This window comes from Altererythrobacter sp. CAU 1644 (assembly GCF_029623755.1).
GTDB lineage: Bacteria > Pseudomonadota > Alphaproteobacteria > Sphingomonadales > Sphingomonadaceae > Erythrobacter > Erythrobacter arenosus.
On sequence record NZ_CP121106.1, the window covers coordinates 1,449,455 to 1,471,715 of the forward strand.

General features: G+C 64.7%; 28 protein-coding genes. 4 read left to right on the forward strand and 24 right to left on the reverse strand.

Annotated elements, in window-relative coordinates; translation table 11 throughout:
- Positions 1-11 precede the first annotated feature (11 nt).
- The 19 genes from P7228_RS07140 to P7228_RS07230 form a co-directional block, all read right to left on the reverse strand.
- Positions 12-1,133, reverse strand: a complete 1,122-nt coding sequence (locus P7228_RS07140) for an OmpA family protein (protein ID WP_278017519.1) — start codon at positions 1,131-1,133, stop codon at positions 12-14.
- 188 nt (positions 1,134-1,321) lie between these two features.
- Entirely contained in the window at positions 1,322-1,780 is a 459-nt protein-coding gene (locus P7228_RS07145) for a DUF2793 domain-containing protein (protein ID WP_278017520.1), read from the reverse strand.
- 22 nt (positions 1,781-1,802) lie between these two features.
- Positions 1,803-3,995 carry a phage tail protein gene (locus tag P7228_RS07150; RefSeq protein ID WP_278017521.1) on the reverse strand — a complete coding sequence of 731 codons (2,193 nt, stop codon included), beginning with the start codon at positions 3,993-3,995 and terminating at the stop codon, positions 1,803-1,805.
- A gap of 9 nt (positions 3,996-4,004) precedes the next feature.
- Positions 4,005-4,415, reverse strand: a complete 411-nt coding sequence (locus P7228_RS07155; RefSeq protein ID WP_278017522.1) for a hypothetical protein — start codon at positions 4,413-4,415, stop codon at positions 4,005-4,007.
- The gene (locus P7228_RS07160; RefSeq protein ID WP_347402860.1) at positions 4,412-5,227 is read right to left on the reverse strand and encodes a DUF2163 domain-containing protein; all 816 of its coding nucleotides are present in this window, start codon (positions 5,225-5,227) and stop codon (positions 4,412-4,414) included. Before P7228_RS07160 ends, P7228_RS07155 begins: the two co-directional genes overlap by 4 nt.
- Positions 5,227-7,551 carry a DUF2460 domain-containing protein gene (locus P7228_RS07165; protein ID WP_278017524.1) on the reverse strand — a complete coding sequence of 775 codons (2,325 nt, stop codon included), beginning with the start codon at positions 7,549-7,551 and terminating at the stop codon, positions 5,227-5,229. Before P7228_RS07165 ends, P7228_RS07160 begins: the two co-directional genes overlap by 1 nt.
- A gap of 12 nt (positions 7,552-7,563) precedes the next feature.
- The gene (locus P7228_RS07170) at positions 7,564-8,133 is read right to left on the reverse strand and encodes a tail tape measure protein (RefSeq protein ID WP_278017525.1); all 570 of its coding nucleotides are present in this window, start codon (positions 8,131-8,133) and stop codon (positions 7,564-7,566) included.
- Positions 8,126-8,326, reverse strand: a complete 201-nt coding sequence (locus P7228_RS07175; protein ID WP_278017526.1) for a phage tail assembly chaperone — start codon at positions 8,324-8,326, stop codon at positions 8,126-8,128. The genes P7228_RS07170 and P7228_RS07175 overlap by 8 nt, the downstream gene beginning before the upstream one ends.
- Positions 8,323-8,655, reverse strand: coding sequence for a gene transfer agent family protein (locus P7228_RS07180; protein WP_278017527.1), 333 nt, complete (start codon positions 8,653-8,655; stop codon positions 8,323-8,325). Before P7228_RS07180 ends, P7228_RS07175 begins: the two co-directional genes overlap by 4 nt.
- Positions 8,652-9,059: a phage major tail protein, TP901-1 family gene (locus P7228_RS07185; RefSeq protein ID WP_278017528.1), complete on the reverse strand. Its 408-nt coding sequence runs from the start codon at positions 9,057-9,059 to the stop codon at positions 8,652-8,654. The genes P7228_RS07180 and P7228_RS07185 overlap by 4 nt, the downstream gene beginning before the upstream one ends.
- A gap of 6 nt (positions 9,060-9,065) precedes the next feature.
- Positions 9,066-9,461, reverse strand: coding sequence for a DUF3168 domain-containing protein (locus P7228_RS07190; RefSeq protein ID WP_278017529.1), 396 nt, complete (start codon positions 9,459-9,461; stop codon positions 9,066-9,068).
- A gap of 3 nt (positions 9,462-9,464) precedes the next feature.
- Positions 9,465-9,638: a hypothetical protein gene (locus P7228_RS07195; protein ID WP_278017530.1), complete on the reverse strand. Its 174-nt coding sequence runs from the start codon at positions 9,636-9,638 to the stop codon at positions 9,465-9,467.
- Entirely contained in the window at positions 9,635-10,180 is a 546-nt protein-coding gene (locus P7228_RS07200; RefSeq protein WP_278017531.1) for a head-tail connector protein, read from the reverse strand. Before P7228_RS07200 ends, P7228_RS07195 begins: the two co-directional genes overlap by 4 nt.
- Positions 10,181-10,414: 234 nt before the next feature.
- Positions 10,415-11,554: a phage major capsid protein gene (locus P7228_RS07205; RefSeq protein WP_278017532.1), complete on the reverse strand. Its 1,140-nt coding sequence runs from the start codon at positions 11,552-11,554 to the stop codon at positions 10,415-10,417.
- Positions 11,555-11,578: 24 nt separating this feature from the next.
- Positions 11,579-11,974 carry an HK97 family phage prohead protease gene (locus tag P7228_RS07210; RefSeq protein WP_278017533.1) on the reverse strand — a complete coding sequence of 132 codons (396 nt, stop codon included), beginning with the start codon at positions 11,972-11,974 and terminating at the stop codon, positions 11,579-11,581.
- Positions 11,971-12,279 carry a DUF6127 family protein gene (locus P7228_RS07215; RefSeq protein WP_278017534.1) on the reverse strand — a complete coding sequence of 103 codons (309 nt, stop codon included), beginning with the start codon at positions 12,277-12,279 and terminating at the stop codon, positions 11,971-11,973. Before P7228_RS07215 ends, P7228_RS07210 begins: the two co-directional genes overlap by 4 nt.
- On the reverse strand, positions 12,276-13,433 hold the full coding sequence (locus P7228_RS07220) for a phage portal protein (protein WP_278017535.1): 1,158 nt from the start codon (positions 13,431-13,433) through the stop codon (positions 12,276-12,278). Before P7228_RS07220 ends, P7228_RS07215 begins: the two co-directional genes overlap by 4 nt.
- Before the next feature lie 21 nt (positions 13,434-13,454).
- Complete coding sequence (locus P7228_RS07225; RefSeq protein WP_430732513.1) at positions 13,455-14,756, reverse strand: DNA-packaging protein; 1,302 nt, start codon at positions 14,754-14,756, stop codon at positions 13,455-13,457.
- 23 nt (positions 14,757-14,779) lie between these two features.
- The gene (locus tag P7228_RS07230) at positions 14,780-15,373 is read right to left on the reverse strand and encodes a hypothetical protein (protein WP_278017536.1); all 594 of its coding nucleotides are present in this window, start codon (positions 15,371-15,373) and stop codon (positions 14,780-14,782) included.
- A 223-nt stretch (positions 15,374-15,596) separates the two neighbouring features.
- On the opposite strand from P7228_RS07230, the gene P7228_RS07235 reads away from it, so the two are divergent.
- Together P7228_RS07235 and P7228_RS07240 are read left to right on the forward strand one after the other, a co-directional pair.
- A complete protein-coding gene (locus tag P7228_RS07235) occupies positions 15,597-16,247 on the forward strand; it encodes a YqaA family protein (RefSeq protein ID WP_278017537.1) in 651 nt (216 codons plus the stop codon).
- A gap of 1 nt (position 16,248) precedes the next feature.
- Complete coding sequence (locus P7228_RS07240) at positions 16,249-16,944, forward strand: aquaporin (RefSeq protein ID WP_278017538.1); 696 nt, start codon at positions 16,249-16,251, stop codon at positions 16,942-16,944.
- Here P7228_RS07240 and P7228_RS07245 read toward each other — a convergent pair.
- On the reverse strand, positions 16,927-17,616 hold the full coding sequence (locus P7228_RS07245; RefSeq protein WP_278017539.1) for a Crp/Fnr family transcriptional regulator: 690 nt from the start codon (positions 17,614-17,616) through the stop codon (positions 16,927-16,929). The genes P7228_RS07240 and P7228_RS07245 overlap by 18 nt on opposite strands.
- Before the next feature lie 49 nt (positions 17,617-17,665).
- Between P7228_RS07245 and P7228_RS07250 the strand changes: the two genes are divergently transcribed.
- The gene (locus P7228_RS07250) at positions 17,666-18,511 is read left to right on the forward strand and encodes a sterol desaturase family protein (RefSeq protein WP_278017540.1); all 846 of its coding nucleotides are present in this window, start codon (positions 17,666-17,668) and stop codon (positions 18,509-18,511) included.
- Positions 18,512-18,579: 68 nt separating this feature from the next.
- Here the strand turns inward: P7228_RS07250 and P7228_RS07255 are convergent, their stop codons facing one another.
- On the reverse strand, positions 18,580-19,365 hold the full coding sequence (locus tag P7228_RS07255) for a sulfite exporter TauE/SafE family protein (RefSeq protein WP_278017541.1): 786 nt from the start codon (positions 19,363-19,365) through the stop codon (positions 18,580-18,582).
- Between the two features lie 61 nt (positions 19,366-19,426).
- Complete coding sequence (locus P7228_RS07260; protein WP_278017542.1) at positions 19,427-19,756, reverse strand: ArsR/SmtB family transcription factor; 330 nt, start codon at positions 19,754-19,756, stop codon at positions 19,427-19,429.
- Positions 19,757-19,816: 60 nt separating this feature from the next.
- Between P7228_RS07260 and P7228_RS07265 the strand changes: the two genes are divergently transcribed.
- Positions 19,817-20,701: an MBL fold metallo-hydrolase gene (locus P7228_RS07265; RefSeq protein WP_278017543.1), complete on the forward strand. Its 885-nt coding sequence runs from the start codon at positions 19,817-19,819 to the stop codon at positions 20,699-20,701.
- Here P7228_RS07265 and spt read toward each other — a convergent pair.
- Together spt and P7228_RS07275 are read right to left on the reverse strand one after the other, a co-directional pair.
- The gene (gene spt, locus P7228_RS07270) at positions 20,698-21,948 is read right to left on the reverse strand and encodes a serine palmitoyltransferase (protein ID WP_278017544.1); all 1,251 of its coding nucleotides are present in this window, start codon (positions 21,946-21,948) and stop codon (positions 20,698-20,700) included. The two genes, P7228_RS07265 and spt, sit on opposite strands and share 4 nt — an antisense overlap.
- 14 nt (positions 21,949-21,962) lie before the next feature.
- Entirely contained in the window at positions 21,963-22,205 is a 243-nt protein-coding gene (locus P7228_RS07275) for an acyl carrier protein (protein WP_278017545.1), read from the reverse strand.
- Positions 22,206-22,261: the final 56 nt, after the last annotated feature.

Here is a 22,261-nt window from a genome sequence, read left to right on the forward strand (position 1 = left end):
TGTGAAGCGACTTACATGCCCGAACCCGGACCGTAAGTGATTTCCACGCGGCGATTCTGCAGTTCGCGAACGCCATCGGCGGTCGGAACGCGCGGCTGCGATTCACCGAACGCTTCGCTGGCGATGCGGTCGTCAGGAACGCCGCGGCCAGTGAGGTAGTCACGCACGGCGGCGTTACGACGCTCGGATAGGCCGACGTTGTAAGTGGTCGAACCCGAACGGTCAGCGTGACCAGCAAGCATGACGCTGGCAGTGCCGCAATCAGCATAGGCGCTAACCGCGTTGTCGAGGATGGTCGCTGCCTCAGGCGTGATGTCCGATTCGTCCCAGTTGAAGAAGACGATGTACGGCCCCGTGTTGCACACCGCAGCCGGCGGAGGCGGCGGAGGCGGCGGAGGCGGCGGGGGCGGCGGAGGCGGCGGGGGCGGCGGAGGAGGCGGCGGAGCCTCTTCACCACCGAAGTTGTAGATCAGCGAACCCAGCAGCGAGTGGCTCGTCAGGTCGCCAGCAACATCTCCACCTGCGGTATCAACGAAGTTCAGGTCTGGGGCGTTGAAGTAACGATACTTCAAACCTACGTCCCAATTTCCGCTCAGCGGAGCGCGAACGCCAGCGAGCAGTTGCCATGCAAAGCCGCTGTCCGAATCGTCGATCGCGCCAGGGCCATTGACGTTGAAAGTGCCTTCGATCGAAGTCCGCGCAACGCCGACGCCGCCACCGACGAAGCCCTGAAGGCCGTCATCGTCTCCGAAATCGAGCAAGCCGTTCAGCATGAAGCTGAGGACATTGGTTTCACCGATCGCATCGACCAAACCACCGGTTGAACGAGCCGCAGGGTTGGCGCCAATGAGACCGACGTTTCCGAGGTTGAACTGTTCGATATCAGCTTCACGGTAGCTGGCTTCTGCTTCGAGACGGAAGCCGCCGAAGTCGTGGCCGACTACTGCACCGAAGTCATAGCCGGTATCGTGATCGACAGAAGTGCCATCCGAAGTACCGTTGATCTTGAGATCAGTGTCTTCGACAAGCATTACACCGCCGTCGACACCGACATACCACTCATTGTCGCGAGCAAACGCCGGCGCGGAGAGCGCCGTCGAAGCCATCGCCATTCCTATGACGAGTTTGCGCATTATAATATTCCCCTTCTTAGCGAACTGGAGCCACCAGCCAGTGTCTAACTTTTCCGCTGGATGGTGGCAAGCAGGCATTCCGCCCAAACTGTTGCAAATTAGCCTCTATTTTAAACAGAACAGCCTTATGACTGATCACGACCATTAGTCGTGAGTGGGCAAAACGCCGCAAAGGAATGAAAGTTCCGCTAATTTCTTGGAAAAATTCCAAATTGGCGAAGCGCTTCGACAACCTCGGAGAGGGCCTGCCGAACTTCGATATCGACAACTGAGCCGCCGTCGGGTGCTATGGGAACTCCAGCGGCGGTCCACCCGTCATCGAAGAACATTCGAACCTGATCCTGAAGATTGAGCAGCACCATTCCAGGTCGCGGAGGCGCGAAATGCCAGGTTCCGCCGGCAAAGGTGCAAAGATGGTGATCAAATCCCGACCACGCGCCATCAGCCTGTTCGCCGGCCAACCACGTATCGCCTTCCTGCGGCGATGGCGGGGGAGTCGTCGCCACCCCGGTCACCTCCGTGTGTAGCAAGGCATCGATCAAAGCATGCGCTTCGTTGACCGAAAATTCTTTCTGAGCCTGCCCCGGGTGAAGCAGGGGAAGTTCAAATCTGGGAGTCCGCGAAGAAAATGCTGTCGCCTCTGCCATGTCGTAAGTCTCGCAGTAGTTTCTAAATGAGGTCGGTGATCAAGGTGGCAGGAGAGCGCCCGTAGGTGCCAATCTGACGCACCCACACCGGCGCGCCTGGAAAGCTGGCCAGAAGCGACGCAACTTCCGCCGCTGGAAGATCGAGACCTTCGCTGGCGACCGTCCAGGAAACGGACGGGCTCTCGACCGAACCGACACCTACTTCGAAAGACTGGGTCTCCTCGACGAGCGGCGTGTCGACATGATCAGGCCAGAGCCATTGGCCGCGTGCCCGGCGAACCCAACCCAGATTCCAGCCGCCATCCTGCGTCAACCTTTGGGAGGTGTGCACCGGCGAGAGGGGGCGCCGAGTGGCGTCGCCAGCAGCCAGGTTCGCTATGACGGGCGCTTCGTCGCCTAAGCCGATCGCAGCGATTCGCGTTTCCGGTGTCGCTGGAACTTCGGCCGGGTCGAGAGGAACCAAGGAATTGTCGAGCAAGATGGCAGAAGTTCCGGCGGCGTGGCCTGCTGCAGCCAGATGTTCAGTCCCGCCTCGCCCGCGCAGCAGTCCCGATAGGCGCCAGATACGGGAAGAAATCTGTCTCGCATCGAGAAACTGCAGGATCTCTTCACCCACCAGCAGACGGTTTTCTCCGTCTCCAATCCCGGCAGCGGTGGTGGTCGCGAATTCGAGATCGTCCCCAACCAACTCGACCTCTAGGGCAGCTTCGCGCTCGAAAAAATTCGCGCTCGAGGGGCGGAGCGCGCTCACCAGATGCCCGGCAACCGCGCGTCTGGTCGCCGCCTGGTCGAGATCGACCAGTTTACCCATTCGGTCGAGGTAAAGCGCACTTCCCCGCCACGCTGCGTTCTCCGCCGAAGCGGCCGCAAAGATCATGCGAGCGCTGGAGGATGAGGCTCCGTCCCATGGCAACTCGAACACCCACAGTTTGCTGGCGGGTTGCTGCTGGTCTGTAGGTGGAACGATCGCCCCCGAATCCGAAGACAAGACAGCGTCCGCCGCGGCCTGCACGCGCTCAAGCGAAAGCTGGATGCCGCGATCATGCCATTCCCAATTGCGCACCAGCCACAGGCCGGGTTTGCCCGGGAGCTTCACGATCGAACCGGGCTGAATCGATGGGTCCAGCTCGGCGATTGCCCAGTCCAGCTGTTCAGTCCGCCACCGCGCTCGGCGTGTAATCCGGTTGCAAAGTCTGACGGCCGCCGGAGCGTCGAAGACCGCCGGTAGTTCCACGACCTCCTCGCGTCCCGTCCCGGCCTGTCCGACCGAACGCTGGACGCCAGGTTGGTAATCCCGCGATCTATCATAATAACGCAGTGATCTTGGCGCTGCGCGTTCGTTTGCCGCCCGATGGATGTAGCCGCTGCTGCTGTAATCATTCCCTTCTTCGTCGCTGCCGAAATCGATCATCGGGGGCAGCATTTGCGGATTTCTGCGAGCCGTCTCGAGCAGGGCCAGTTCCACCCCGTCTCGCGAATTGATGCAGAGAAGCGGATAGCCTTGCTCCAACAGTTCCAGGTTGGAGAGTAGTGACCCTCCTTCATCGCTGAAGCCTGACATGTCCTTCAGTTCGAGAGTGGCTTGACCGAGACCTAGGTCGGGTACGATTTGATCGAGAGCGACTTGCTCGAACCGGTCGGCGATAACTTCGAAAGTCAGTGCGGGAATTCGGTTGCCGAAATCTTCCAGTTGAAGGTCCTCGAAGACGACATAGGCTGTGTCGCGAAAGCCGGGGCAGGTTTCATCGATAGCCCCGCTCAGCAGAGGATCGGGGAATTCGTCGCCGTCGCCGCGATACCATCGCATTTGGCCCCCGACCTTGAGATCCCCGGCTATGCCTCGCAACAATTTACCATCGGCCCAGATCCTACCGAGCGCGTTGATCGGACGGCTGCTCAGGGCCACCGCGAAAGAAGTGCTGTAGCTATAGCTCTTGGTCTTGGGCTTTCCCTTGCCTCCGCCAGTCGTTTGGGATCTCTCCGCAAGTTCCGCTGCCCAGATGATCGAGCCGGCGACCCGGGTTCGTCCGAAATGGCGCGGAATGGGAACGCCATAGCTGGACGAAGTCACCGACAGATCCTTGAGCCTTGGCGCAGCGTGCTTGCCGGGCGCGAAGATCCGGCCATCGACTTGCCGTCCAATGACCGCGCCGATCGCACCCCCGACGGAACCGCCAATCAATGTGCCGAGGCCGGTTAGAAGAAGCGTCGCCATGGAAATTCCCTAAAATTGTCGATCGAGGCGCCAGTGCCTCAGGATTGGCCACGGAAGGTCGGCAGCATGCCTCACGATCTTGCCCAGCCCGGCATGCGCGTGGACGAAGCTTCGCTCGCTTTCAGCGATCAGGATGTGGCTCTGAGCTGCTCCGGGAACGACTAGGAGGATATCTCCGGCGATAACCGGGCCGCGAGCGTCGGTCAGTGAGCTTGCCTTGGCGCAGTTCAGCCAAGGTTCGATACTCAGGTTGCGCAGCGCATATCCGACGGGATCCGACACGGTCACCTCGGCTCTGGTCAATGCAACAACGAGCAGGCCGACGCAGTCTAGACCGTATTCGGGCTGGCGACCGTTCAGTCTGAACCGGGTCCCGATCAATGCGGCGGCTTCCTTCGCCAGCCGCTGGCCGGGTGTCATTGCCGCGGCGAGGGGTAGCGAGCGAGCAGATCATTGCCCGGAAGAAAGGGCTCGCCGCGAAAATTCAGGGCATTACCAAACCGGTAATGACAGGTCGCCAGCGTGTGATCGCAGCCTTGGCGCAGCACCGCCATCGTTCCGCCCAAGAGGCCTGGCGCGAGCGGCCGGTCGAGAAAGAGCTGCGAGCCCTCCGAGTGAACTACAGAGAATGCTACGCCGACCTGCGGCCCGCCAAGGAATCGGACGATCCCGTCGATGTATTCTGCTCCGGTAAGGCCTGCGAAGCTGACGGAGTTCGCTTCGTAGTCGACCGCCTCCACCGCTTTGCGAGAAAGGAATCTCTGGCTCGATAGGCTGCAGCCTTTGCCGCAGAAATCGGCTCGACATACCGGGCTGGTCCTCGGCACAAGGTCGCGCTCGAGCGCAGATTTCGCTGATTGTAATTCGACGGTAAAGCCATGCTTGCCTCGTTCGATTTGGCCGACCGTGCCGGAATAGAGAGACGTGCTCTCCAGGCTCTCCCAGTCGACCGCGCCGATCTCGATGTGAGCCCCGTCGTATAGGCCCGCGTCGAGATCGGCTTCCCGGACCGCGTCGTGACTCAGCGCACCGCTGACTTCCGCTGAATCCGAGGTCAGGTTGGCAGTCTTGCGGATGGCGGAAGGCACCATACCCGGTGCCGCGTGATGCATAACTCCGCCGAAGAAGAGCGCCTGATCGTGACTGGTGAAGCCCAGACCGATGCCGTCCCGCCGGAAGATCCGCCAATAGGTTGCAACCCCCTCGAGTTCGGTGGCGAAGAAGACCGGCATCACTCGACCTCGCGAATTTCGACCATGGGAACGGAGGGCGCGTCGCCGGCGGCGAAGTTGACCGCGGAGACATCCAGTCGGTCCTCGGCAAAGCGCACGGGGACGTCGAACAGGAACCCCGCGCGGACCTCCGCTCCTTCGGGCGGAGCACTTGCCAGACGGACTCGCCCGTTGGCTTCCAGCGACCAGTCGCTCTCGATGACCCCGTTCACGCTTACAATGATTGTTTCCGCTTTGGGACGCGAGATCGGTCGGACCTGCGGTTCCTCGCCGTCGCCGTAGCGCTTTACCAACTGGAAATCCGCCTTCAGTCCATCGCCCATTCCGATAAGCTGATCGGTTGCCGACGGTGTTCCGATCATGCCGCTGGAACTGAAATCGAAGGGGTCTGTGAAGCGAAATCCGCGGGCCGCGCCGCGCCGCGCCCGGAAGAAGGCCAACAACTCGGCCAGTTCGTCCTCCGAGCGGATGCCGGGCCCCGCATCGAAGTGCATGCGGGCATCCGACCACAGCGAGTTCCTGCGCTCGTGCCCCGATGCGGTGACCACTACCGAAGTCGAGAACTCGGGGCTGGCCGAGGCATCGCGGCCGAGTGCAAAGGGATAGAGCACATCATCGAAGGCTTGCATGTCGTCATCCTGTTCGAAGGAGGGTAAGCGCACATATCCGTCGCGCGAGATTTGCGGCAGCGCCCAGACGAAACGACGCGACACGCCGCGCGCTTCTGCCTCGTCGAGCGCGGCATCGATACGGGGCCAGAGCGCTTCGCTGTCTTCTGCCCTGAGCACGAAGCCCGAGAGATAGTCCTGCGCAGCGATAGGATAGCCGAGCCGCTGGTCGACTTGGGCATAGGCATTCCGGCGCGCCGCATCGGCACCCGCAGTGACCCAGTCGTAATCCTCCAGCTGCAGCCGGTCGAAGGCCGGGTAGGCCCAGCCGCTCGGCAGATTGGCGCGATGGAGCTCGGGCATCTGCGGATCGAGTATCGTCGGTGTGAAGGCGAGGAGCAGGACCTCTGCACCGCCCGTCGCGGCCTCGCGCACGGCCTGTGCGACGCTGGCGGTTGATTGCGCGAGCAATGTCCCGGCATGGTCGAGCAGCGCGGTCTGCGCAGAGGACAATGGCGCGCGCATATCGGTGATGACCGCTGGCGAGCCGCCGAATGCTGTCATCGCCGCTTCGTCATAGAGGCACGGCCGCCCGTCGGCAGCCACCCACCACCAGGGCTCGCCAATCTGAAAGCGGACCGGCAGGCCGGCCTGCTCCTGCAGCAAGACGAACGCGGTCGCCGCCTGCTGCAGCCACTGCATCGCCTCCGCTTGGGCAGGCGAGAGGAGGGTAGAGGGCGGCACCCAGCCGGTCAGCGCGGCCTCGCCATCATGCGTGCGCTGTTTCCAGTCTGCGGGGCAATACTCGTCGAACAGCTCGTAGGAGAGCGAGGCGATCACCTCGAATTCGTTGTCGCGGCAATGCCCGAAGAAACTGCGGTGCCATTGCTCGGCAGGGGACGAGATGACTGCTGGCGCGACCACTTCGACCAACCCGCCAACGGCGGCCAATCGCATGAAGTGGCTCATGCCGACGTAGTGCAATATCTCGTCGCGATAGCCGAGGCCGATCGCGCTGCGGACCAGCCGTGCAGGCGTCTGGTTGTAGGCGTCGTCATAGGCAGTGGCGATGCGGACCCCGTGCGTTGGCGTGAGCACATCGCCCGTCTCGAGCATCGAATGCGCACCGTCGCAGGAAATGCCGCTGATCGTGACCGAGCCGTTGGCGCGCGACGCCAAGGGAACTTCGCTCCCCGACACATAGCCCGGCGGCACCAGCGAAATGAACATCCGGTCGATCGCGGAGGGATGGACCTTGTCGCCCGGCAGGAACCATCCGCCCTCGAGGTCGGAGAAGCGGAGTTCGATTTGCGCGTCGGTCGGGCTGCCAGTGGCATAGTTCCACAGCCGGACATACCAGGTTCGCGCGTTGCCTGACGCGTCGCGCCCCTCGATCGTCAGCGTCGGGCCATTAGCCTGGTCGAGCGCGATCAGGCCGGTCGATTGCCAGCGGAAACGCAGGGCCGTGTGGGCGTAATTGCGCCTGGTCTCGTAAGCGAGCAGCGGATGATCCCACTTGTCCTCGCTGTCCCAGATCAGCCCGACCAGTTCGCCTGCATGGTGAAATTCGCAATCCACCCGCATGCTATCGGGGCCGGTCGTGACGACCGAAGCGAGCGCGGGGCGGGGGAAGTCGACGGTCCAGAAACGCGGATCGAACCGCTGGATCCAGCTCGTTTCCTGCCCCCGCCTTCTGCTGGCGAGCCAAAATGCCATGTCGGAAACTCCTCAGCTGTCTTGCAATGCGCGGCGCACCGCGCTGGCCACCTGGCGTGACGAGCGGCGCAGCGAGGTGGGGGCGGAGGCACCGCGCGGCGTGGCCAGCTGGATCGAAACCCGAACATCGCGCCCCGATGGCTGGCCGGGCATGCCCGCTTCGACCCGGCCCGCGCTGGTCGGCACGAACAGCTCCGGCCCGCGTTCGCCAACCACATAGCCGCGGCCCGGCGACACCGGACCGCCGGTCGCGCGCCCCGGCAGTCCGAGCAGCGACGTCAGCAAGCCGCCGACCGCGCCGCCCGTTCCTCCAGAGCTGCCGAAGATCGCATCCAGGCCCATCTGCAATGCGCGTGATGCAATCTCGTCAAGCGCCTGCATGGCGTTGCGTTTGAGTTCGCCGAAGCCCAGGCTGCCGCTGCGGATCGCCTTCGCCAGCCCGCGCTCGAGCACCGAACCCGCGCGCTCGAAGCCATCGAGCAACGTGCTGTCGAAAGCGCCGCGCATCTGCGCCAAATCACTGGCGAAGCCGTTGGTCGCCGCGCGTACCTCGACCACCAGTTCGTCCATCGGTTCATCCATTGCGGTCACGCTCCATCAGGGTTTCAAGATCGCTGCGGCTCAGCGCCCCCTCGGCACCAGGCGCGCGCGGATCGGCCAGCGAGGTGGCCAGTTCTTCGGGCGTGGCGCGCCAGAACTCGTCGGGTTTCCAGCCGAGCGCCTGGGCGCTCACGGCTGCGAGTTCCCGGGCCGAGCGCGCAAAAGTGTCGCTCACCTGCCGCCCTTGAGCACTTGAGAAAGGATTGTGCGGATCGGCTGGGTCGCCCGGACCAGGCCCATCGCCATCAGCGCTTCGCCCACTTCGCTGCGATCGGGGCGCTGTTCGCGCGGCAGGCAATGCCACGCCAGCGCGCCCATCTCGCCAAGCGTGAGCTTCCCTTCCGAAGCGCGCTCGACCAGCGCGAAGAGCGGGCCCACTTCCTCTTCAGCGGCAACCAATGCTTCGAAGCTGGGGCGCAGGGTGAACAGACGCCCCGTGATCGCGATGCTGGCCTCGCCGCGATGCGGATTGGCCGGATTCTTGTCCGTGGCGGCCTCGCTCACGCGGGCACCACCGGGCCGGAACTTTCGAGCTGGAGCGTGTAGTTGCGCTCGCCGTTGAAGTCGCCCGCGTAGTCGAGCCGCTGGACGAGGAACCTGCCGCGCAGCTTCGCGCCATCTTCGAAAGAGAGTTCGTAATCTTCGATCGTCCCGGAGAGGGCATGCGACCGGACGGAATCTTCGGCGGCCGAGCCGAGGAAGATTCCGGCCGCGCTGACCGAGACCGAGCGCGTGCCCGCGCCCGACAACAGCTCGCGCCAGCCGCCCGATTCCTTGTGCGTGACAACCACCGTGTCACCGTTGATCGACATCTGCGTGGTGCGCAGCCCGGCGACGGTTTCATAGGCAGGCGGCTGGGTGCCGTCTCCGATCTTGAGGAGGAAGGCAGAGCCTTTCTGGGCAGTCATGGGCGGTTACTCCGTTGGGGTTTCGAGAAGGCGGAAACGGTATTCGAGCAGGACCGCGCGCATATTGTTCGGGCGGCGTTCGGCGCGGGCGCGCAAGAACCGTATGGTGACGAGCTCGAAGCCCGGTTGCGCGGGCGGCATGGCTTCGATCCGGCGGCCGATCTGGTTGATCGTGCTGCCGTCTGCGGCAGCATCGTCGCCACGGGTGAACAGTTCGAGCGCGACGCGGATTTCGCGACCGGTTCGATCCTTGGTGCTCCAGTCGATCGAGGCGCTGGCCGCGATGCCGAGCCAGGGCGGACTGACCGACAGCGGGCTCTCCTCCTCGACCGCATTGAGGTGGGCGAGCGCTGTGTCGGTGCGCAGCCAGTCGATCAGCGCGGCGCGCAATTGGTTTTCCATGAGCTAGTGCTCCCTTCCGAAAAGCGGCCAAAGCAGGCGGGCATCGCGCCAATGCGAGCCGTCCTGCTTCGCGGCGCGGCGAAGACTTGCGCTCCGCGCCTCGGCCAGTCCGACCAGCTTCGTCGCCATGCGCGACTGCAGGGCACGGCTGGCGAGCGCGAGCCGGGCGCGGATCATGCGAGGCGCAGCCTGCGCCAAGGTCGCCACAGTGCGGCGACGCTCGCGGGCGGGCCGAGCGGCTCGCTCGCATCGCGGTCGCGGTAGTTGTGCGCGGCAAGGCGGATGATGCCGTGGCGCAGGGCATCGGGCAGGCTGGCCCATTCGGGCGCGATTCCCGCCACGAAAGAGACAACCAGTGTTCGATCTGATGGCTCACCGGTCAGGCGGATTTGCCCAAGCCCGGTCGCGCCGATCTCGATCTCGTATTCGCCTGTTGCAAGCGCGTTGCGCGATCCGTCGGCAGTGAGCGTTTCGACCGAGGTGATGGCGCGCACCGGTCGCGTGTCGAGAGCAAGCCAGCCTTGCGTTGCCGCAAGGCGCTCCTCGCAACCCTGTTCCAGTGGCATTTGTGCAGTGAAACTTTCGCACAGTTCGAGGCTGGCGCTCAGCAGCATTGCCAGCTGGACACTTTCATTCGCGCTCGAGATCCCGAGCCATTGCTTGAACTCGGCAAGGGCCGCGCCCGATAGATCGGCAGGTTGGACGATCGTCCGCTTCATCGCGGTCTCCCTGAGAATGGGTCGGATTGGGTGCGCCCGCACCGCCTTCGCTTCGCGGGGGAGGTGCAAGAGGCGGGCAGTGCGGGCGCGGGGTGCGGCGAGGGAGGAAAGGGGCGTCCTCTACCTCGCCGGGAGAAACGCAGTCTGGTTCAGGCTCAGTGCCGACGCGCCGCGCCTACTGGCGCGAAAGCCTAAGGGGCCGGATGGCCCCGCCGGCGACTGAGGCCAATCAAACTACGCTTCGATCTTGAGGAGCTTGATCGCGTTGGAGTCGAGCACCTGCCCGCCGACGCGCTTGGTGGCGTAGAAGTGGACGAAGGGCTTGTTGGTATAAGGGTCGCGCAGGATCTGCGTGGCCCCGCTCTCGGCGATCAGATAGCCGTGGCGGAAATTGCCGAAGGCGATCGGGAAGGCGCCGCCCGTGATATCGGGCATGTCCTCGGCCTCGACCACCGGATAGCCGAGCAGGCGGTCGGGCTGGCCTTCGACCAGGCCCGGCTGCCACAGGAAGGCACCGTCGGCGGTCTTGAGCTTGCGCACCTCGGCGAGCGTTGCGGAGTTCATCACGAAGCTGGCACCCTGGCGGTGACCCGATTTCATCGTGTGGATGAGGTCGACGAGCCGCGCATCGGGCGCAGCGTCGAAACCGGTCGCATCGCCCGATCCGATATACTGGATCGAGCCGAAGACGCGGACAGCGTCCTCGGCAGTCGAGGTCGGCGCGGTCAGGAAGCCGGCGGGCTGGTTGACGCCGCTGCCATTGACGAAGGCCGAACCTTCGGCGCGGGCGAACTCCATGGCGATCTCGCTCGCCAGCCAGCCCTCGATATCGAAGTCGGCATCGTCGAGCATGGCCTGGCTTGCCGCCGGATTGGCGTAGAGCTCGCCGGTCGGCGGGGCGATCTCGGTGAACTGCGGCGTATCTGTTTCGGGCCGTGCGGCGGTTTCGCTGACCCAGCCCGAGGCGGTGCCGCCGGTCGCCATCAGCTTGCGATAGCCCGAGGAGCCGGTCTGGACGACCTGCGCCAGCGCGCGGATCGGGCTGATCTCGGCCAGCTCGCTGGCGATGCGCTGGTCGACCTGCTGCGGCACGGCATAGCCGCCGTCCGCCGGCACCGCGCCGCTGACCGATTTGATCTCGCTTTCGCGGCCGCGGCGGAGGTAGCCGTCGACGAAGCCCTTGATCTCGGGTGCAGCGTCGGTGGAGCCGATCGCGGGGCGGGCGGCGGCACGACCGATCTTGTCGATGCGGGCTTTCACCTCGTCGACATCGCTGCGCAGGGTCGCGATGGCTTCGTCGGCCTTATCCTGGCGGGCGACGATGTCGAAGCTCTCTTCGAGCTGGTCGGTCTGGGAAGTGGAGTGAATGTCCATGGGGGTCCTTTCTTGGGGGGCATTTCAGGCGACGAGGTGGACGCGCGCCGCGTGCTGGAGCGGGTGCGTGACGAGGCTCACCTCGAAGAGGTCGATCTCTTCGAGCACGCGGCCCGATTGTTCGTGGCGGAAGGAGCGGGCGCGGTAGCCGAAGCTGAGACCGCTCACGGCGCCGTGCTTGAGCATGGCCGCCGCGCGGCCAGTGGGATTGTCGATCCGGGCGATGACGCGCAGGCCCCTGGGATCTTCCTCGGCGCTTTCGACCAGGCCGATCGGCTGGTCGGGCCGGTGCTGCCAGTAGAGCGGGAGGGGCTCGCGCCGCGCCGCGAGCGTGCGCGCAAAGGCGCCCGGCAGGATCGTATCGCGCGCGCCGTCAGGCTGGCCGAACAGCGCCGCATAGCCCGCAAATCTCAGGCTCATTGCAGCAACTCCCCGACGCCCAGCCGCACCGCGATCCCGATCAGCAGCAGCGCCAGCGCGCCGCGCACCGCCCAATCGACGAAGGCCTTCCAGGCGGAAGCCTTGGCATCGCGCCAGGCCCGCAGCAGCTCGCGCAATTCGTCGAGATCGTCCTGCGCGCCGCTGTCCGACAGGCCGAGGCGCTGGAGCACCCGGTCGGCGGTCATCTCGCTGGTTTCCTCGACGATAGCGCGCAGCGTCACCAGTTCGCCGCCTTCGCTGACGGCCTGCGCCATCAGTCGCGCGAGCAATTCTTCGCGGGTCATTGCGTCTCTCCTTCAGGTTCGAAGCCAAGCATCGCGCGTTTCTCCGCGCGGGTGAGGAAGTCGGCCTCGGACAGCTGCTTCCACAGCCGCTCGCGATCCTCCGACAGCGCCGGGACGCGGTCGAGATCGACCGCCAGCTTCGCCTCGGGGAACCACGGTGCCAGCCCTTCCTGCAGTGCCGCCAGCAGCTTGTCCGCGAGCGGCAACAGCGTCAGCCGCCACAGCGCGCGGTTGGCCTCGCGGTAATTGGCGTAGGTGTTGTCGCCCGGCAGGCCGAGCAGCATCGGCGGGACGCCAAAAGCGAGCGCGATGTCGCGCGCCGCGCTGCTCTTGAGCTCGGCGAAGTCCATGTCGGCGGGCGAGAGCGCCATCGACTGCCACTTGAGCCCGCCGTCGAGCAGCATCGGCCGCCCGGCATTGGCCTGGCCAGAGAAGGCCGCGGTGAGTTCCGACCTGAGCCGCTCGAACTGCTCGCTCGTCAGGCCCGCCCCGTCGGGCGCATCATAGACCAGCGCGCCCGAGGGCCGCGCCGCATTCTCGAGCAGCGCGCGGTTCCACTCGGTCGCGGCGTTGTGGAGCGCGATCGCCCGGTCCGCGGCAGACAAGGCGCCCGCGCCGTAGTGATCGTCGGCGGGATGCAGCGCCTTGATATGCACGATCTCGGGCCAGCCATTGTCGTCCTCGAGCGCGATGGTGAGCTTGCCCGCACCGACGCGGTACTCGTAGCCGCAGGGCCAGCCGTCCTCGCCCGCGACGACATTGATCCGCTTTGGCCGGAGCGCGAACAGCTCGACCGGCCGGCCGGCTCCGTCTTTCAGGATCTGCACATAGCCATTGCCGTGGAGCAGCAGCTGCGCGGCAAGCGTCTCGACCAGCGGCTGGCCCGCGCTGGTGGCGCTGATCAGGCCGGCCACCGTATCGTCGCTGATCGCAAGCGGCGCGCGTCCGACGCCCTCGGCCACGATCCGCACCGCGCGCTGCGCAATGGGGTTGGCAAGGAAGCCCTGCCGCACCGCCTCGCGATAGTCGAAGGGGCGGTGGCCCGAGGCATGGCCGACGGCCAGCGCCCAAGGCGAGGTAAAGCCGCGCGCGAGCGGCACGCGACCTTCGCCCCCGCCCTTGAAGGCGGAAGCGATAGTTTCGAGAAACGACATGAAAGCTCCTTGGTTGAAGCGTCAGATTTGGGTCACGCGCGGTGCGCCGCGACGGGAAAGCATCAATTCACTCAGCGCCCAGACCAGCGCATCGGCGCGGTCAGGGCTGCGCCCCGGCCCCTCGTAAGCGCCGCCTGCCATCAGCCCGCACAGCTGGTCTTCGAGCCGCGCGAACATCCCGCAATGCTTGACTCGGCCGGCCTCGTAGAGCGCGGCAACCGGCTCGGCGCGGGCCACCTTGCCGCGGCGCGCGTGCACCAGCTTGAGCGGCAGCGATACGTCAGCCGCGCGCAGCACGCTGGCGACCATTGCGCCGCCCTGATTGGCTTCGGCGACCACGCGGTCAGCCTGCCAACTGTCGGCGGCCTGCGCGACCGCTCGCGCCCAAGTTTCGGGGCTGGCCTGCTCGACCGAGCAGTCGGCCAGGACCCGCGCAATTCCATCGCCACCCAGCGCCGCGACGACGATCCCGCAGGCATCGCCGCGCGCGGAGGCAGGTGGATCGACCGCCACCACGACCCGGAGATGGTCGCTGGCGGCAGCAGCAGTCTCGCGGCACTGCTCCAGCAGGGCTCGGTGCCACAGGGCGCCTTCGACATCGGCGATGAGCTCGCCCAGCAGCTCCTGCCGCCCAAGCTGCGTGTCGCCGAATTCGCGTTCGACCGCGTCGATGAAGCTGCGCGGGAGGTTGGCGTGGTTCTCATGCGTCGCTCCGCCGGTTACCCGCGTGTCCTTGCTGTCGAGCAGCCGCTTGACCAGCGGCACGTTGCGCGGCGTCGTTGTCGCGACGATGCGCTGGTCCTCGCCCAGTCTCAGCCCGAGCAGCAGATTGTCCCAGCAGCGGCTCGCGCGTTCGTGCGAGAGTGGCCACTTGCCGATCTCGTCGCACCAGGCGTGCGAATGCTGAGGTCCGCGCAGACTTTCCGGCTCGGCAGCCGAGTAGAGATAGGCCTGCGCGCCATTGGGCCAGCGCAGCCGGTGGAGCGATGGTTCGAATACCGGGCGACGCTCTTCGGGCGAGCAGGCGATCAACCCGCTTTCGCCTTCGACCATCACGCTGCGCGCCTCGGCCAGCGATGCGGCGACCAGCGCGATCCGGGCGCGTTCGTTGTTCTCGGCGACCATGCGCACCCATTCGGCCCCGGCGCGGGTCTTGCCAAAGCCGCGCCCGGCCATGAGCAACCAGACCAGCCAGTCGCCGTCTGGCGGCAACTGCCCGGGATGAGCGGTGTTGAGGAAATAGCTTTCCCATTCATTGCGCTCGTCCTGGCCCAGCTTGGCGATGAAGCGGCTTCTCTGCGAGGGTGATGCGGCGGCGAACAGTTCGGGCCGCGAGGCCGGCTCGCTCACCGTTCCTTGCGCGCCCGTTCGGCGGAGACCTGCTGGCGCAATGCCTCGACCTTGCGATCGATCGAGGCGCGCACTTCGGCGGCGCTGACATTGGTGCGCACCGCGCGTTCTTTGGCGATGGTTTCCTTGTGCGCGGCGAGCAGGCGCAGCGCGGTGGCGACGTCCATTTTCCGCTTGGGATCCGGATCGCGCAGGAAGCCGAGCACTTCCATCTCGAGATTGACGTAGCCTTCGTAGAGCGCCGCCTGCCACTTGCGCGCGAATTCGCGATCCTCGCGCCGCAGCTTGTAGACTTCGCGGGTCGAGGTCCCGGCGCGTTCGGCTGAGGCGGTGACGTTCGACGTCTCTCCCAGCGCCTCCAGAAAGGTGCGCTGTATTTGCGATGGCGAGGGTGCGCGACCGAACCTGACGACGCTGTCCAGTACGCGCTCGCATTCGCGCTTGAAATTCGGGTTGCGATCGATCTGACCGTAATAGGCGCCAGTGGTAACGCCGGCTTCTTCGACCGCACGCTTGATGATTCCGATCTCGGCCAATGCCTTGAAGAAGGCCGGTTCCCACGCCAGGCGCGGCTTGTAGGTCGTGCTCATTGTTGCGCTCCCATCGTTCGGTCCGGCTGGCGGAAAAGCAAAGGGGCGCAGCACCTTGCGGTGCCCGCCCCGTTCGAATCACATTATCGCGATGTTCCTGATATGTACCTAAAGAGCGTGACGATGTCAATAAGAAAGTGCCAAAACGGTTAATTCTAATTGCAGTTGCGCGGGCACGCCCTCTGCCCTAATCGCCGCAATTCCTCGCGAAAGGTTCCCCGCAATGCTGATGAAGCCGCTCCGCGGTCTCTACGATTGGACCATGGACAAGGCCGCACACCCGCATGCGCAGGGGTGGCTGGCCTTCTTCTGTTTCATCGAGGCGAGCTTCTTTCCGATCCCGCCGCACCCGCTGCTGGGCCTGATGTGCCTTGCCGAGCCGCAGAAGGCGATCCGCTTCGCCATCATCGCCACGCTTGCTTCGGTCGCCGGGGCCGTGCTCGGCTATGCGATCGGTTGGGGCCTTTACGACACGGTGGGCGAGCCGCTGCTCGGCCTGCTGGGGCTGCGCGAAAGCTTCCCGGTCGCGGCCTGCTACCTGCGCGAATACGATATCGAGGCGATCCTGATCGCCGGCGCGACCCCCGTTCCGTTCAAGCTGCTGACCATCACGGCCGGCTTTATCGAGATGGCCTTTGTGCCCTTCGTGCTCGCCAGCCTGGCTGCGCGCGCGCTGATCTTCATGACCGTGGGGATCCTGTTCCGGGTCTTCGGGGCGCCGATCAAGCGGATGATCGACAAATATCTCGGCACGGTCACGACGCTGTTCATCGTGCTCGTGGTCGGGGGTTTCATTGTCCTCACGCAGTTTTCGGGCAGCGACGAAGAGGTGAAGGACAAGTGCGAGGCGGCCACCACGGTGAAGCCAGCCTGACATGGACGGGGCGGCAAGGCCGGACCTGTCGCGGCGCCTCGCCGCCGAAGGGATCGGAAGCTTCTTCCTCTTTGCCGGGGTGATCGGCTCGGGCGTGATGGCCGAACAGCTGGCGGGCGGTAACGTGGCCATTGCGCTGCTCGCCAATACCATCGCGACGGGGGCGATCCTCTACGTCTTGATTGCCATGCTCGGTCCGATCTCGGGCGCGCACTTCAACCCGGCAGTGACGCTGGCCTTCGCCATCCGGCGCGAAATCTCGCTCGCGGCGAGCGCGGCTTTTGTCGCGGTCCAGCTGGCAGCCGGGGCAATCGGCGCCTTCGCCGTCCACGTGATGTTCGACCTGCCGGTCCTGCAGTTCTCGACCAAGGCGCGCGCCGGGATCGGCCAGTGGACCGGCGAACTGATCGCGACCTTCGGCCTGGTGCTCACGATCCTGCTGCTGGTTCGGCTGAGGCCCGCAGCCATCCCGGCGGCAGTCGGGCTCTACATCGCGAGCGCCTACTGGTTCACCTCGTCGACCAGTTTCGCCAATCCTGCGATCACCGTGGTTCGCAGCCTGTCCGACACCTTCGCCGGGATCGCTCCTGCCGACGTGCCGATGTTTATTGCCGCGCAACTCGTCGGGGCGGTGATCGCCACCTTCGTGGCTGGCTGGATGACCGCTGGAGCTGAAGGCTCAGCCGAGCGCGGCTAGCGCCAGCTCCTCGGGCGCGAGGATTTCCACCTTGCCATAGCTGCGGCGGATTGCGCCCTGGCTTTCGAGTTCGCCGAGCGCGAGATTGACCGTCGCGCGGGTCAGGCCCAGCAGCTCGCCCAGCTCCTGCTGTGTGGTCGTGACGGTGGTTGCGGCCCCTGCCGACAGGTTGACGAGCAGCCCGGCGATCCGCGCGAGACCGGTGCCGCGCCGGATTCCGGCGATGATGTCGAGCATCTCCTGCAGTTGCAGCGCCATTGCGCCGAGCATCACTTGCGCGGTTTCGGGCCGGGCGGCGAACAGCTCCTCGATCGCCCGCGCCGGTACGAAGCGCAGTTCGCTCTCCCCGCGCGAGATCGCGTCGACGACCCGCGGGCGGCCCGAGAGCATGGCGAGCTCGCCATAGGAATCGCCTGGCCCCAATAGTGCCACGCGGCGGAATTCCCCGTCGGGATGGAACCGCCCGACGGTGACCGCACCGCGCTCGATCCACCACAGGCCTTCGCCCTTGTCGCCGCGCTGCTGGATAATCTGGTCGGGCGCGAAGCGGCGCAGCGAACTGCGCTGGCGGAGGAAGTCCTGCGCCGCCTCGTCGAGCACCGAAACCAGCATCGGCGCCACCAGCGAGCGCTGGCGGCGCGGCCGCTCCGACGATTGTAAGATTTCCGACATTTCGTGTGAGCGATACCCGCTAAGAGTCGCGAGGTCAAAGGAGAGGACCATGCCCGCCTACACTTACGCCGTGCTCGGCATCTATCTCGGTTACGCGCTGCTCGAACTGTTTCGATCGAACCTGTTCGCGAAGGCCGAGCAGACCCGCGACGACGGGATCGTGGAAGCGATCAGCATGACCATGCTCCTCGCCTTCACCCAGCCGGCGGTGCTGTTCCTGTCCGCCGGATTGATGGCAACCTTTGCGCCTCAGCTCGAAGGCGCCTTGTCGGACATCAACTTGTTTGCGGCGATCGCGCTGTTCCTCGTGCTCGACGACATGACCCAGTATTGGTGGCATCGCGCGAGCCACAGCTTCCACTGGCTGTACAACCTTCACCGGGCGCATCACAACGCGAAGTACATGTCTGTGCGGCTCGTATACCGCAACAACGTCATCTATTATGCGATGATGCCCGGGATCTGGCTCTCCGGCGCGCTGATCTACATGGGCCTCGGTTGGGTGTACGCCGGTTATCTCGTGGTCAAGATGGCGGTGATCATCGGCGCGCATTCGGACGTCGCCTGGGACAAGCCGCTCTATCGCATCAAGTGGCTCTCGCCGGTGATGTGGCTGGTCGAACGCACGATCTCGACCCCGTCGACCCATCATGGGCACCACGGCCGCCACGCCGACGATCCGGCGGTCAACTACAAGGGCAATTACGGCAATTTGCTGTTCTTCTGGGATGTGCTCTTCGGCACCGCCAAGATCACCCGCAGCTATCCGCACAGCTACGGCGTCGAGAACCTCGCGCCGGCCACGCTCGGCCAGCAGCTGCTGTGGCCGATCTTTCCGGAGAACAAGGAAATGCCCAAAGAGGTTGGGGAGAGGGCGGCTCTCGAAGCCGCCTGAAGGGCGGCGGCCGGGGTTTGGGAGAGGACCCTGGCCGCCGTTGACCATCGAAGGCGAGGGGCGCGAACCTAGAGGAATGCCTGGCCGGCAACCCACAGGCCGATCGCGATGACCATGATGGCAAAGCCGATCTCGAGCACCCGCTTGCGGCTCGCCAGACGCGTGCCGATCCAGCGACCGAGGGTGCTCCCGGCGATACCGCCTAAGACAAGCCACATGATCAGGCCCCAATCGAGCAGGCCGGATACGGCGTAGGAGACGGCGGTCGTCGCCCCGAGTGCGGTGATGACGAATAGCGATGTGCCGATCGCGAGGCCGATCGGCATCGCAGTCGCGAAAATCAGCCCGGGCACGATTAGGAAGCCGCCGCCGATCCCGAAGAAGCCCGATAGCAAGCCGACGGCTAGGCCGGTCGGCAGGATCCGTGCCAGCATCGTACGAGCGTTCTGCATCGTCAGGCGAACCTCGGGATTCTCCGCGGTCTTGCGCTTGCGCATCATCATCAGCCCGACGATCACCATCAGGATCCCGAAGAGGCCGACCAGCCGCTCGCCATCGAATGCCTTACCCAGTTCGGCGCCGATGGCTGCACCGACCATGCCCGCGAGCGCAAAGGCCAGCGCGCAGCGCCACCGGACATTGCCCTGCCTTGCATGCCCGATCAGGCCCGCAAGCGCGTTCAGCGTGACGGCAAGCGCCGAGGTCCCGATCGCATAATGCGGCTGCCCCACGCCCACGAAATAGACGAGCAGGGGCACGGCGAGGATCGAGCCGCCGCCGCCGACCAGGCCCAGCACGAACCCGATCAGCGCGCCGCTTAGTAATGCGGCGAAGGCGATGCTCGCGGGCTCCATCGGCTCAACTCACAGGGTGCACACTGGCTGCGAGGACGACATTCAGGCGAGGCCGCATCTTTCAGTCCTCCCGGCAATAGAGCTGGTGCAGCGTCGCGAGCAGGCTCTCGCAGCGCGGATCGGCAATCCGATACCACAGCGCCTGGGCTTCGCGCCGATACTCGACGAGACCCTCGGCCCGCATCTTCGCCAGATGCTGCGACAGCGCCGATTGGGACAGGGCGACCTCGTTCGCCAGATCGTTGACGCGCATCTCTCCGTGTTCGGCGAGCTTGCACATCACCATCAGGCGTTTGCGATTGCCCAGCGCCTTGAGCAGCGCGGCAACCTCGGCGGCATTCGCCTCGAAACTGGCGAGGTCGAGCGGGGTGGGGGTAAGGACCTGTTTCATTAGCACTTGCTAATTAAGCAAATGCTCATATATGTCAAGGGCATTGCTATGGAGACCAAGATGAAGACCCCCGCAATCCGCGCCTTCTTCGATGAGCCGACCTACACTGTCAGCTATCTGGCATGGGACGAGGAGACCAAATCCGGTGCCGTGATCGATCCCGTACTCGATTTTGACCTCCCCTCGGGCGAGGCGGATGTGCGCTCGGCCGAAGCCATCCTCGCAGCAGCAAGGGAGGAGGGCATAAGCATTGAATGGGTGCTCGAAACCCATGCCCATGCCGACCATCTTTCCGCTGCACCCTTCATCAAGCAGCAGACCGGCGCCAGGATCGGGATCGGCCGGCACATCACCGAGGTCCAGAAGATCTTCCGGCCGGTCTTTGCTCTTGCCGGACAAACCACCGACGGGAGCGACTTCGACCGCTTGTTCGATGACGGCGACAGGTTCGAAGTCGGCGGGCTCGAGGTCGAGGTCCTGCATGTTCCCGGTCATACGCCCGCCGACGTTGCCTATCTGATTGGGGACGCGGCTTTCGTCGGGGACACGCTGTTCATGCCTGACTACGGCACCGCACGCGCGGACTTCCCCGGCGGCGACGCACGCCAGCTTTACCGATCGATCCGCAAGCTGCTCGACCTGCCCGAAAAGACACGGCTGTTCATGTGCCACGATTACAAGGCACCGGGCCGCGACGAATTCGCATGGGAAACCACCGTGGGTGCGCAGCGGCGCGGCAGCGTCCACGTGCACGACGGCGTAAGCGAGGATGAGTTTGTCGCCATGCGCGAAGCGCGTGACGCCGGTCTGGCCGTGCCGCGCCTGTTACTGCCCTCGATCCAGGTGAACATTCGGGCCGGGAAATTTCCCGAGGCCGAGGACAATGGGATCGCTTATCTCCGCATCCCGGTGAAGCCGGTCCGACATGGCGTCGCTGCAGATTAGATAATCCCGACCGCTTTCCCGGCGCGTTCGAACATGCCGAGGATGGTGTTGACTTCCTCTTCGGTATGTTCGGCGCACAGCGAGCAGCGCAGCAGCGTCATGTTGGCGGGCGTTGCCGGCGGGCGCGCAAGGTTGACGTAGAGGCCCTCCCTCAGAAGCGCTTCCCACATCGCCGCGCCGCGCTCGAGATCGGGCATGATCACCGCGATGATCGCGCTTTGCGGTTCCTCTGTACCAAGCTGGAAGCCGAGATCGGCTAGCCCCTTGTGCAGGTTCTTCGAATTCTCCCACAGGTGGGCGCGCTTGTTCGAGCCGTGCATCAGCTTGCGGATCGAGGTCGCCGCAGTTGCCACCACCGAAGGCGGCAGCGAAGCGGTGAAGACATAGGGGCGGCAGACCAGCCGCATGATCTCGAACTTGGGATGGTTCGAAACGCAGAAGCCGCCAACCGTGCCCACGCTCTTCGAGAACGTACCGATGATGAAATCGACATCATCGATCACGCCCTGGTCTTCGACAACGCCGCGACCGTGTTCGCCGATGAAGCCCATCGAGTGCGCTTCGTCGACCAGCACCATCGCGCCATATTTCTTGGCAACCGCAACCATTTCCTTGAGCGGGGCAACGTCGCCGAGCATCGAGTAGACGCCCTCGAGCACGACGAGCTTGCCCGCACCTTCGGGAATACGGCGGAGGCGCTTTTCCATTGCCTCGATGTCGTTGTGCTTGAACGGGACAACTTCGGCATTGCCCATCGCGCAGCCGTCCCAGATCGAGGCGTGGCTGTCGATGTCGAGCACGATGTAATCGCCCTTGCCGGCGATAGTCGAGATGATCCCGAGGTTGGCCTGGTATCCGGTCGAAAACACCATGGCATGATCCATGGCGTAGAATTCCTTGAGCGCTTCCTCGCACTCCTTGTGACCCTGGTAGGTGCCGTTGAGCACGCGGCTGCCGGTGGTGCCCGAACCGAAATCGGCCAGCGCCTGCTTGCCTGCCTCGACCACGTCGGGATCGAAGGTCATGCCCATGTAGTTGTAGGTGCCGAGCAGGATCGTGTCGCGCCCGTTGCAGATCGCGCGCGTCGGCGACAGCACTTTCTCCATCACCAGGTTGAACGGATCCTCGACCCCGCTCGCGAGCAGGCCCTCGCGCATTTGGATCAGGTCGTCGAACTTGGAGAACAGATCCTTCCCCTCGCCTTCGATTGCGACCGGCTGGTCGGGTTGGCTGATGCCTTCGCTCATGCTGGGGGCGCCTCTCAGTTGTCCTGGAGCTTGGTTACGGCGTCGACCAGTTGACCGTAATTCTCGATCTCGGCCTGCTGGTTCATGCTGATGATCACATCGAATTCGTCTTCGATCTCGGCGACGAAATCCATCACCGTCAGGCTGTCGAATTCAAGGTCGCCCGCGAAGGTGGTGGCTTCGCTGATCTCGACGCCCTTCTTGTTGAATGGCTCGATCAGCGAGCGGATGCGGGTGTCGACTTCGGCACGATCCATGTGTGAACTCTCTTTCTCAGATCTCGTCGGCTGGCGGCGCCTGCCACGTTATTGCG